Annotated in this window: 10 protein-coding genes, 1 pseudogene and 1 riboswitch; of the genes and pseudogenes, 9 read left to right on the top strand and 2 right to left on the bottom strand. The window is 59.0% G+C overall.

Going from position 1 to position 11,404, the window contains the following annotated elements; translation table 11 throughout:
* From DXB00_RS16520 to DXB00_RS15800, 7 genes and pseudogenes are all read left to right on the top strand, one after another.
* A partial coding sequence (locus DXB00_RS16520; protein WP_330427940.1) for a site-2 protease family protein occupies window positions 1-294 on the top strand: 294 nt, incomplete at its 5' end.
* 383 nt (window positions 295-677) lie between these two features.
* Window positions 678-935 carry an NTP transferase domain-containing protein gene (locus tag DXB00_RS17575; RefSeq protein ID WP_242988271.1) on the top strand — a complete coding sequence of 86 codons (258 nt, stop codon included), beginning with the start codon at window positions 678-680 and terminating at the stop codon, window positions 933-935.
* Complete coding sequence (locus tag DXB00_RS17570; RefSeq protein ID WP_243107258.1) at window positions 932-1,393, top strand: IspD/TarI family cytidylyltransferase; 462 nt, start codon at window positions 932-934, stop codon at window positions 1,391-1,393. The genes DXB00_RS17575 and DXB00_RS17570 overlap by 4 nt, the downstream gene beginning before the upstream one ends.
* A gap of 1 nt (window position 1,394) precedes the next feature.
* Window positions 1,395-1,867 (top strand): annotated as a pseudogene (gene ispF, locus DXB00_RS15815) (2-C-methyl-D-erythritol 2,4-cyclodiphosphate synthase).
* Window positions 1,868-1,946: 79 nt separating this feature from the next.
* Window positions 1,947-2,141: a DUF951 domain-containing protein gene (locus tag DXB00_RS15810; protein WP_117488760.1), complete on the top strand. Its 195-nt coding sequence runs from the start codon at window positions 1,947-1,949 to the stop codon at window positions 2,139-2,141.
* Entirely contained in the window at window positions 2,135-2,896 is a 762-nt protein-coding gene (gene udp / locus DXB00_RS15805; RefSeq protein ID WP_118360807.1) for a uridine phosphorylase, read from the top strand. The genes DXB00_RS15810 and udp overlap by 7 nt, the downstream gene beginning before the upstream one ends.
* Window positions 2,893-4,260, top strand: a complete 1,368-nt coding sequence (locus DXB00_RS15800; protein ID WP_119215172.1) for an MATE family efflux transporter — start codon at window positions 2,893-2,895, stop codon at window positions 4,258-4,260. The genes udp and DXB00_RS15800 overlap by 4 nt, the downstream gene beginning before the upstream one ends.
* Window positions 4,261-5,302: 1,042 nt before the next feature.
* Here DXB00_RS15800 and metK read toward each other — a convergent pair.
* The gene (gene metK, locus DXB00_RS15795) at window positions 5,303-6,490 is read right to left on the bottom strand and encodes a methionine adenosyltransferase (protein ID WP_119215171.1); all 1,188 of its coding nucleotides are present in this window, start codon (window positions 6,488-6,490) and stop codon (window positions 5,303-5,305) included.
* An 80-nt stretch (window positions 6,491-6,570) separates the two neighbouring features.
* Window positions 6,571-6,675, bottom strand: a riboswitch (SAM riboswitch).
* A gap of 252 nt (window positions 6,676-6,927) precedes the next feature.
* On the opposite strand from metK, the gene DXB00_RS15790 reads away from it, so the two are divergent.
* Both DXB00_RS15790 and DXB00_RS17850 read left to right on the top strand, forming a co-directional pair.
* Entirely contained in the window at window positions 6,928-9,909 is a 2,982-nt protein-coding gene (locus DXB00_RS15790; protein WP_305143110.1) for an acyl-CoA dehydratase activase, read from the top strand.
* Window positions 9,887-11,155: a 2-hydroxyglutaryl-CoA dehydratase gene (locus DXB00_RS17850; RefSeq protein WP_330427939.1), complete on the top strand. Its 1,269-nt coding sequence runs from the start codon at window positions 9,887-9,889 to the stop codon at window positions 11,153-11,155. Before DXB00_RS15790 ends, DXB00_RS17850 begins: the two co-directional genes overlap by 23 nt.
* Before the next feature lie 28 nt (window positions 11,156-11,183).
* On the opposite strand, the gene DXB00_RS16805 is transcribed toward DXB00_RS17850, so the two are convergent.
* Window positions 11,184-11,404 (bottom strand): hypothetical protein (locus DXB00_RS16805; protein WP_207665898.1); only part of this gene is annotated, 221 nt, incomplete at its 5' end.

Genomic DNA, 11,404 nt, shown 5'->3' with positions numbered 1-11,404 from the left:
GCTCACCGCACTGGCGAACCCGCTCGGCGCGTACCGGCTTGCCGCGCGAGTGCGCTGCTCGGGCTATTCAACCTGCTGCCCGTGCCCCCGCTCGACGGCGGCATGGCGCTCCGGCACCTCGCGGACGGGCGGTTTACGCGCCTGCTGAACGGGATTGCGGGCGTGTCCGTTCTCGTTCTCCTTGCGGGCGGTGTCCTCCTGTGGAGAGCAGGCGGCGGCGGGTGGATGGCGTTTGTCAGTGCGGCAATCGCGGTACGAAATTGCCGTATCCACGGCAGGGGGCAAAAAGGGTAGACACCTGCGGTTTCTACCCTCTTTGAACACCCTTTTCCCTTGTAAGCCTACCTTGGGCGCAGATGGTAGACTGCGTAAGCACGGAAAAGGAGAACGGCAGAGGATTTTTTCTTCCGCGCGGTATAACACCTTTCCGCATTTCGGCTACTTGACTGCTACACAGGCGGTTTAGTCTGCGCAGGCGCGGCATAACAGTGCCGCGCAACACCTAAAATCGGCTGCACCGACAACAATGTTACCCTCTCCCACCCGCGTTCCTCTTGTAAAAGCTGCCGAAAGCGTGTAAAATAGATGCATACAAACAGCCTGTGCTGTTGCTGCTCAAACCAACTGTAAGGCTTTGCTGTTCGGCAAAGCCTTTTGATAGAAAGGACCGAATAATTATGCTGGGAAAACGCAGAAAAAAAACTGATCTCCCCGCCGTATGCGCTGTTATCGTAGCGGCAGGCTCCTCCCGCCGTATGGGCGGCGAAAACAAGCTGCTGCTCGAGATTGACGGCGTACCCGTCCTCGCACGCACGCTTTCCGCCTTCCAGAAATGCGCCGCCATCCGCGATATCGTGCTCGTCTGCCGCGAGCAGGACATCATGCCCTACACCGAGCTGGCGAAAGCTTCTCCATTGACAAGCTGTGCACGGTGACGCGCGGCGGCGAGACCCGCACGGAATCCGTTCTCGCGGGCATCACGGCCGCACCGGAAAACGCCGTGCTCGTTGCCGTACACGACGGCGCCCGCCCGCTCGTCTCCGAGGCCGTTATCACCGAGGCGGTTACCACCGCCGCCGAGTACGGCGCTGCCGCGCCGGTCGTTCCGGTCAAGGACAGCATCAAACGCATCAAGGATGGAAATATCGCCGCCGATGTCGCCCGCGACACGCTTGCCGCGGTGCAGACCCCGCAGGTATTCCGCAAGGACCTGCTCCGCCGTGCGCTCACCTCGGCTGCCGAGCGCGGCTACAGCTTCACCGATGACTGCGCGGCTGTCGAGTCGCTCGGCACCATCGTCAAGGCAACCCACGGCAGCTACCAGAACATTAAAATCACCACGCCGGAGGACATTCTCGTTGCAGAAGCGCTCCTCACAAGGGAGGACAAGTAATATGCGCATCGGACACGGTTACGACGTACACAGACTGGTCTCCGGCAGACCGTGCATCATCGGCGGTGTGAACATTCCGTTTGAGCTTGGTCTGGACGGTCACTCGGACGCAGATGTGCTCACGCATGCCGTCATGGATTCCCTGCTCGGTGCGCTCGCGCTCGGTGACATCGGCAAGCATTTTCCGGATACCGACCCGCGCTACAAGGGCGCGGACAGCATCGCGCTGCTGCGTCACGTTGCCGCGCTCGTGCGCGAAAGCGGCTGGCAGCTCGGCAATTTGGATGCGACCGTACTCGCACAGCGCCCAAGCTCGCGCCGCACATTCTGCAGATGCGCGAGAACCTTGCCGCCGCCATCGGCTGCGCGGTCGAGCAGGTTTCGGTCAAGGCGACCACCGAGGAGGGGCTGGGCTTTACCGGCTCCAAACAAGGCATTGCCGCGCACTGCGTGTGCCTTTTAGAGCGAATCTGAACAGTCTTACATATACACTATGGATAAATAGGGGCAACACCGCATAGCGGTATTGTCCCCAACAAAGGAAGTGATTCCAATGGATATACAGGTAAACGACATTCTTACCATGAAAAAACAGCACCCGTGCGGCAGCAAGCAGTGGCAGGTGCTGCGTATCGGTATGGATTTCAAGCTGAAATGCCTCGGCTGCGGCCATGAGGTCATGCTGCCGCGCAGCAAGGCGGAGAAAAACATCAGAACCGTAGAACGGGAGGGTGAAATCGTATGTTGATCGACGGCAAGCAAATGCACATTCAAATCACCAAGGGCGATATCGGGCGGTACGTCATTCTGCCCGGTGACCCGGCGCGGTGCGAGAAGATCGCGCAGTATTTCGATGACCCGAAGCAGATCGCCCACAACCGCGAGTACACGCTGTGGACAGGCTCTCTGGACGGCGTTCCGGTTGCGGTATGCTCGACCGGCATCGGCGGCCCGTCGGCTGCCATCGCCATGGAGGAGCTGGTCGAGTGCGGCGCGGACACGTTCATCCGTGTCGGCACGTCCGGCGGCATTGTGGACAAGGTAAAGGGCGGCGATATCGTTATCGCCACCGGCGCCATCCGGCAGGAGGGCACGAGCCGCGAGTACCTCCCCATCGAGTTCCCGGCAGTCGCGGATTTTTCCGTTGTTTCCGCGCTGCACGAGGCGGCGCAGGCGCTCGGCTTCCCGTATCACACGGGCGTAATCCAGTCCAAGGACAGCTTTTACGGCGAGATCCGTCCCGCTCAAATGCCCATCGCGGACGAGCTGACCGCCAAGTGGAAGGCATGGAAGGCGGCAGGTGCGCTCACCAGCGAGATGGAGACAGCCGCGCTCATGATCGTCGCGCAGGTGCTCCATGTGCGGTGCGGCGCGGTGCTCAACGTGCTGTGGAACGCGGACAACGATGATGCTCCCGCCATCCCGCCTGACGCCACCGAGCGCGGCGTAAAGGCGGCGGTCGAGGCCATCCGCGTGCTCATCCGTGAGGACAGCAAGGCATGAGTGAACAACAGAATCAGCAGACAGCGGCCCTCGGCACAGCACCCGTAGGGCCGCTGCTGTTTCGGCTGGCATTGCCGACCATCACGGCACAGGTTGTCAACCTGCTGTACAGCATCGTGGACCGCATTTACATCGGACGCATCCCGCTCGAGGGCAAGCTGGCGCTGACCGGCATGGGCGTCACCTTCCCTGTCATCACGCTCATTTCCGCATTCGCGGCGCTGATCGGCATGGGCGGCGCACCGCGGGCGTCTATCGCGCTCGGCGCAAAGGAGCACGACCGCGCAGAACGCATCCTCGGAACGTGTACGGCGGCGCTCTGGGCGCTTGCACTCGTGCTGACAGCACTTTTCCTGCTGTTTCAGGCGCCATTACTGAAACTGTTCGGTGCATCTGCCGACACCCTGCCGTATGCGATGCAGTACCTCAACCTCTACGTTCTCGGCACGGTTTTCGTGATGACGTCATTGGGTCTCAACGGCTTCATCACCGCGCAGGGCCGTTCCTCGGTGGCGATGAAAACGGTCGTTATCGGCGCGGTGCTCAACACCGCGCTTGACCCGCTGTTCATCTTCGTGCTGAAAATGGGCGTGCGCGGCGCGGCTGTAGCGACGATTATTTCGCAGGCGGTGTCTGCGGCATGGGTTCTGCGGTTTCTGACCGGAAAGCAGACGGTTCTGCGCTTAAAACGCGCGTATTTCCGCATCGACCGACCGGTTCTGGCGTCCGCGGTCGGTCTGGGTGCATCTCCGTTTGTCATGCAGTCAACAGAAAGCCTGCTCACCATTGCGTTCAACGTATCGCTGCAAAAGTACGGCGGCGATGCGGCGGTCGGCGCAATGACCATCCTGACCTCGGTGGCACAGATGGTGCAGCTGCCGCTGACCGGTCTGGCGCAGGGTGCGCAGCCCATCCTCAGCTACGCCTGCGGCGCGAAGCGGCCCGACCGCATGAAGCGCGTCGTGCAGCTGAATCTCGCGGCGGCGTTCGTGTTCGCGTTCTCGATCTGGGCAGCTGTGCAGCTGTTCCCGCACACGGTCGTGCACCTGTTCACCTCGGATGAGGAGCTGGTCGAACGCACCGTCTGGGCGCTGCGCGTGTACTTTGCGCTCGGATTTACCAATGCGTTCCAGACCGGATTCCAGCAGTCGTTTGTGGCGCTCGGCGAGGCGCGTATCTCGCTTTTTCTCGCGCTCGAGCGCAAGGTTTTCCTGCTGATACCGTTTATTTTAATCCTGCCGCACTTTTTCGCGGATAAGCTGTTCGCCGTGTTCCTCGCGGAGCCGGTCGCGGATTTATTAGCCGCGGCTACAACGACAACGCTGTTTTTGCTGCGGTTTCGGCAGATCACGCGAGATATGTGAGCCAATTTCCCTGCATCGGCTGTGCGGGGTACACGAGGCGCGTAGCGCTACGCCCTATCCGGGAGGCAGCCTTTTTCAGCACCGGCTGAGCGGGGTACACGAACTGCGCAAGCGTGTTCGCCCCTGACGGGCGGCAGCCTTTTTCAGCACCGCCCCAGCGGGGTACTTGAACCGCGCACGCGGTTCACCCTATCCGGGCGGCAGTCTTTTTCGCTGAGATTCAGCGGGGAGTTGCGCTCTGTGGAGCGCGGGAACGTGCGCTGACGCCGCGCGGGCGCACAAGAGGGTAGACACCTGCGGTTTCCACCCTCTTGTGAATCACCCCTTTCCCTTGGATAGTCTGGCGCAGATTGCCGACATGTGACCGCTTCGAAATAAGGGGAACGGCAGTCGGGTTACCACAGCATGTCTTTCTCCGCCTTTTCGCAGTTCACAGACAGCGTACTGCTACACAGACGGTTTCATCTGCGCAGTGGGCGGCATAACAGTGCCGCCCAATTTTTTTTGCACGTTATACCGCACGGCACCTGCGGATTAGGCGTTTGGTACAATTTATCCTCGCAGGTGCTGTCTATGACAACGCGCTCACGGATTGCGCGGCACTGTCATGCCGCGCCTGCGTTGATTTAATCACATGTGTAGCAGAACGGTATCTGACCCTGCGAACAGGTTGCGAAAGACACGGTAGAAAAAATCCTCTGCCGTTCCCCTATTTCGAAGCGGTCACATATAGGAAGTCTGCACCAGATTAGGAAGCAAGGGAAAGGTAGGAGTTCAAAGAGGAAGGAAAACCGCAGGTTGTCCTTCCTTTTTGCCCACCGCCGTGGGTACGGCGTCATCCCCGCCGCGGGGCGCGGCACGTTCCCGCCGTCCGCAGGCGGCGAATCCCCCGCTGAATCTCAGCGAAAAACTTCCCGCCCGGAAAGGACGAACACGCTTACGCAGTTCGCGTGCCCCGGTCAATCCCTGCCGCGAAATTTTGAGATACAAAAAAGGCTCCGGATATGCTCCAGAGCCTTTCTCTATGCAATTTCAGCGCAAATTAACCGTTTACCGCTGCCTTCAGCGCCTCAACCTTATCGGTATTCTCCCACTTGACGCCAAGCTCCTCGCGGCCCATGTGGCCGTAGGCTGCCAGCTGCTTGTAGATCGGCTTGCGCAGGTCAAGCTGCTCGATGATCGCCGCCGGACGCAGGTCGAACACCTTCTCTACGGCCTTCTCAAGCACATCGTCGCCAACAACGCCGGTGCCGAAGGTCTCTACCATGATGGAAACCGGCTCGGCAACGCCGATGGCATACGCCAGCTGAATCTCGCAGCGCTTTGCCAGACCTGCCGCAACAATGTTCTTCGCAACCCAGCGAGCCGCATACGCGCCCGAGCGGTCCACCTTGGTCGGGTCCTTGCCGGAGAACGCGCCGCCGCCGTGACGGCCGATGCCGCCGTAGGTGTCCACGATGATCTTACGGCCGGTCAGACCGGAGTCGCCGTGCGGGCCGCCGATGACGAAACGGCCGGTCGGGTTGATGAAATACTTGGTATTCTCATCCAGCAGATGGGACGGAATGACCTTCTTTACCACCTGCTCGATCATGTCCTCGCGAATCTGCGCGAGGGACACCTCCGGGCTGTGCTGGGTGGAAATAACAACCGTATCCACACGGACAGGCTGATTGTCCTCGTCATACTCCACGGTAACCTGGCTCTTGCCGTCCGGACGGAGGTAGTCGAACATACCGTTCTTGCGTACCTCGGTCAGACGCTTTGCCAGCTTGTGCGCCAGAGAGATCGGCATCGGCATAAGCTCCTTGGTCTCATCGCACGCATAGCCGAACATCATGCCCTGATCGCCTGCGCCGATGGCGAGGTCGGCCTCAGCGGCGCCCTCCTTGCGCTCGAGGGAGTTGTCAACGCCGAGTGCAATGTCGGCGGACTGCTCGTCGATCGCAGTCAGGACAGCGCAGGTGTCGCAGTCAAAGCCGTACTTCGCGCGGTCGTAGCCGATCTCACGAACCGTGTCGCGGACAACCTTCGGGATATCCACATAGCAGGAAGTGGAAATCTCGCCCATTACCTGAACCATACCGGTGGTGCAGGTGGTCTCACAGGCTACGCGGGCATACGGATCCTGCGTTAAAATCTCGTTAAGGATCGCGTCCGAGATCTGGTCGCAGATTTTATCGGGATGGCCTTCCGTAACCGATTCCGAGGTGAAAAAATGATGTGCCATTAAGTATCAGTTCCTTTCTCCAGTTCATTTTCAGAGCATTAAAAAACGCTCCTCAGCGGGAGCGAAAAGTTCGTTTTGCTCCCTCATCTTTCGTATTCTTACGCCGGATTTGGCACCTTACGTTGCAAAACAACGCAGGTTGCCGGGTTTCACAGGGCCGTTCCCTCCACCGCTCTCGATAAGGACATGTATTCACTTACGCCGTATATTTTATATAAAAATTCCGGCTTTGTCAAGGGGTATTTTCGGCATCCAAGGAGAAAATCGCCGCATTGACATTTTCCGCTTGCACCGTTATAGTAATAGAGGTAAGAATTTGCCCTGCATATTTATCACATCATACGGCCCTCTCAGGCTGACGCACGGCAGCACTTACCCGCATTCACTTTGCGCCAGGGCGATACCTTATTATTGCCTGAACGGCGCTCTGTTTTGTTATGGGAGAGATCAAGGGTATTATGAATGTAAATGTTGGAATCGACATCGGCTCAACGACCGTCAAGATCGTCGTTGTCCGCGATGGAGAGATTATCCACAAGCACTACGAACGGCATTTTTCCAAGGTGCGTGAAAAGGCGGTCGAACTGGTGCGCGCGGCGCGCGAGCTCATCGGCACGGACACGCCCCTCCGCTGTTCGATCACCGGCTCGGCCGGTTTAGGCGTAGCGAAAGCCGCAGATATTGATTTTGTACAGGAGGTGTTCGCCACCCGCAAGGCGGTAGGCGTGCACGTTCCGCAGGCCGATGTTGTTATCGAACTGGGCGGCGAGGACGCGAAGATCGTATTCCTCACCGGTCAGCTGGAGGAGCGCATGAACGGCTCCTGCGCGGGCGGCACCGGCGCGTTCATCGACCAGATGGCGGTCCTGCTGGACGTTACGCCGTCCGAGCTCGATGAACTCGCACAGGGCGCGGAGCGCATCTACACCATCGCGTCCCGCTGCGGCGTATTCGCCAAGTCGGATATTCAGCCGCTGCTCAACGAGGGCGCGCGCAAGGAGGACGTTGCCGCGTCCATCTTTCAGGCGGTCGTCAACCAGACCATTGCCGGTCTGGCGCAGGGCCGCGAGGTCAAGGGCGATGTGCTGTTCCTCGGCGGCCCGCTGTTCTTCTTCAAGGGGCTGCAGAAGCGCTTTCAGGAGACGCTGAAGCTGGACGACGCGCACGCGCACTTCCCGGCTCTCGCGCCGTATGCCATCGCGGCGGGCGCAGCGGAGTACGCAGGCGGCACGCAGAAGACCTACACGGTCGATTCGCTGCTCGCGGCGCTCGAAAAGGCGGCAGACGCTCCGGTCGTTGCCAACTACCTGCCGCCGCTGTTCGAGGATGAGCAGCAGTACGAGGAATTCAAGAACCGTCACGCCATGCACGATGTTATGACGCAGAACGTCACCATGTACGAGGGCGACGCATATCTCGGCATCGACTGCGGCTCCACCACCACCAAACTGGTGCTCATCGGTGCGGACGACCAGATTTTGTTCCACCACTACCAGTCCAACAAGGGCAATCCGGCGGACGTTATCCGCGAGCAGCTCACCCGCCTGTACGAGCTGTGCGGCGACCGCGTACATATCGTGTCCTCGGCGGTCACCGGCTACGGCGAAGCGCTCATCCAGAATGCCTTCGGCGTGGATTTCGGTCTGGTCGAGACGGTCGCGCACTTCCGCGCGGCGCGCCATTTCTGCCCGGATGTTGATTTCATCATCGACATCGGCGGTCAGGACATCAAGTGCTTCAAAATCCGCAACAAGTGCATCGACAATATTTCGCTCAACGAGGCGTGCTCGTCCGGCTGCGGCTCGTTCATCGAGACGTTCGCCCGCTCGATGGGCTACTCCATCGAGGAATTCTGCAAGCTGGGTCTGTTCGCCAAGCACCCCATCGACCTCGGTTCGCGCTGCACGGTGTTCATGAACTCCTCGGTCAAGCAGGCGCAGAAGGACGGCGCGGGCATTGATGCGATCTCCGCCGGTCTGTCAGTATCCGTTGTCAAGAACGCGCTGTACAAGGTTATCCGCGCCCACTCGCCGGACGACCTCGGTCAGCACATCGTTGTACAGGGCGGCACGTTCCTCAATGACGCCATCCTGCGCTCGTTCGAGCAGGAGATCGGCCGCGACGTGACCCGTCCGGCAATCTCCGGCCTGATGGGCGCATACGGTGCAGCACTGCACGCCAAGGACAACCGCAGGGACACCACCACGCTCATCGGCACGGATATCCTCGCAGGCTTCGAGCACAATGTGCGCTCCACGCGCTGCGGTCTGTGCGAGAACCACTGCAATCTGACGATTAACGACTTCGGCGGCGGCCGCCGCTTCATTTCGGGCAACCGCTGCGAGCGTCCGCTCGGCGGCACGAAAAAGGCCGACCTGCCCAACCTTTATAAATGGAAGCTGGAAAAGCTGAAAAGCTACGGCAAGCCGTCCGGCATTGCAAACCCGATTGCAAAAATCGGTCTGCCGTTTGGTCTCAACAACTTCGAGCTGCTGCCGTTCTGGACGGCATTCCTGCGTAAACTCGGCTTCGAGACCGTCCTCAGCGACGTTTCCACCCGCGATATGTACATGCAGGGACAGCATTCCATCCCATCCGATACGGTTTGCTATCCGGCAAAGCTGATGCACGGCCACATCGAGAACCTGCTTGAAAAGGGCGTGGACGCGATCTTCTATCCGTGCATGACCTACAACCTCGATGAGGAACGCGCGACCAACCACTATAACTGTCCGGTCGTTGCCTACTATCCGGAGCTTTTGAAGGCGAACGTCTCCGCACTCGCGGACTTCGACTTTATGATGCCGTACTTTGAACTCGCGGACAAAAAGCACTTCACGAAGCACGCCGTTAAGTATTTCTGCGGCAAGTACCCGCAGATCAAGAAAAAGCAGGTCATCGCCGCTGTCGAGGACGCATACATGGCGCAGGACGAATACTACATCGACGTTCGCATCGAGGGTCAGCGCGCCATCCGCTATGCGGACGAGCACGACCTTGACGTTGCCGTTATTGCAGGCCGTCCGTACCACGTTGACCCGGAGATCAACCACGGCATCGACCAGCTGATCGCGTCGTTCGGGCTCGTCATCGTGTCCGAGGATGCGGTCTGGCAGCTGACCGATGCACCCGAGGTGCATGTGCTCAACCAGTGGACGTACCACTCGCGCATGTACGGCGCGGCGAAGTACGTCACCCAGAAGGAGAACGCCCAGCTCATCCAGCTGGTATCCTTCGGCTGCGGCATTGACGCCATCACGACCGATGAGATGCGCGCCATCTGCGAAAACGGCGGCAAAATTTACACACAGCTGAAAATCGACGAGATCAGCAACCTCGGTGCGGCGAAAATCCGTATCCGCAGCATGCTGGCCGCCGTAGAGGAGGGACGCAAGCTTGCAGAACAGCAAAACGCCTGAGGCAACGCCCGCATATTCCTACCCGCAGTTCACGGAGGAAATGCGAAAAACCTATAAGATTCTGGTGCCGAACATGCTGCCCGTGCAGCTTGGACTCATCTGCCGCCTGATGAAAAACTACGGCTACGACATGGAGCTGCTGCACACCGAGGGTCCGAACATCGCGGAGCAGGGTCTGCGCAACGTCCACAACGACACCTGCTACCCCGCCCTGCTGGTCATCGGTCAGCTGATGGACGCGATCGAATCCGGCAGGTACGACATTCACAAGATCGCACTCATCCTGCCGCAGACCGGCGGCGGCTGCCGTGCGTCCAACTATATCCACCTGCTCCGCAAGGCGCTGGAAAAGAACGGCTACGGCTTTATTCCGGTCATTTCGCTGAACTTTTCCGGTCTGGAGAGCAACCCCGGCTTCAAGCTGACCAAGACCATGCTCGTGCAGGTGGCGTATGCACTTTTGATCGGTGATCTGATTATGATGGTCGCCAACCAATGCCGTCCGTACGAGATCGTGCCCGGCTCGACTGACAAGGCGATTGACATCTGCATGGACGCGGTCATCAAACGCTTCACCGGCGAGCGCATGGTGCGCTACGGCGAGGTAAAGCACCTGTTCCAGTTCGTGCTGACCGTATTCGGCAAGCTGAAGCTGGATAAAACGCAGAAGAAAAAGCTGGTCGGCATTGTCGGTGAGATCTACGTCAAGTTCTCGCCGCTCGGCAACAACCGTCTGGAAGAATTCCTGCTCAGCGAAGGCTGCGAGCCGGTGCTGCCCGGTCTGATGGACTTCTGCCTGTACTGCATCTACAACTCGGTCATCGACCACGAGCTGTACGGCCGCAACGGCAAAACCGCCGCCGTCTACAAGATGGTGTACCAGTTTGTGCTCGGCAAGCAGGCCGATATCATCAAAATGATGAAAAAGGACGGTCATTTCCGTCCGCCGATGCCGTTTGACGAGGTACGCAAAAAGTCGCACGCCATTATCGGTCAGGGTGTCAAGATGGGCGAAGGCTGGCTGCTCCCCGCCGAAATGGTCGAGCTGATCAGCGAAGGCGTGACCAACATCGTCTGCACCCAGCCGTTCGGCTGCCTGCCGAACCACATCGCAGGCAAGGGCATGATACGAAAGATCCGCGAGGTGTACCCGCAGGCGAATATCGTCGCGGTGGATTACGACCCGGGCGCGTCGAAAATTAACCAGGAAAATCGAATCAAGCTCATGCTTTCGAGCGCAGAGTAAAGCAAAGAGGACTGCAAACGCAGTCCTCTCAGTCTGTCAAAAAAGCAGCATTTCGACTCTTATGCTTCGTGCGGCAGCACGAATAAAATAGAATTTGCGGAGCAAATTCATAAATTCCGAGAGCATGTATCTCGGAATTTATACAAGGGAAGAAAAAATGTGCCTGCAAGGCGCGTTTTTTCTTCGGAATTCGATCGAAAGCGTGGTTTCGATCGAGAGGCTGCTCGGAAAACGTTAGTTTTTCGACAG

The organism is Butyricicoccus sp. OF10-2 (assembly GCF_003481925.1).
Classification (GTDB): domain Bacteria; phylum Bacillota; class Clostridia; order Oscillospirales; family Butyricicoccaceae; genus Agathobaculum; species Agathobaculum butyriciproducens.
This window is presented reverse-complemented; position numbering and strand designations above follow the sequence as displayed.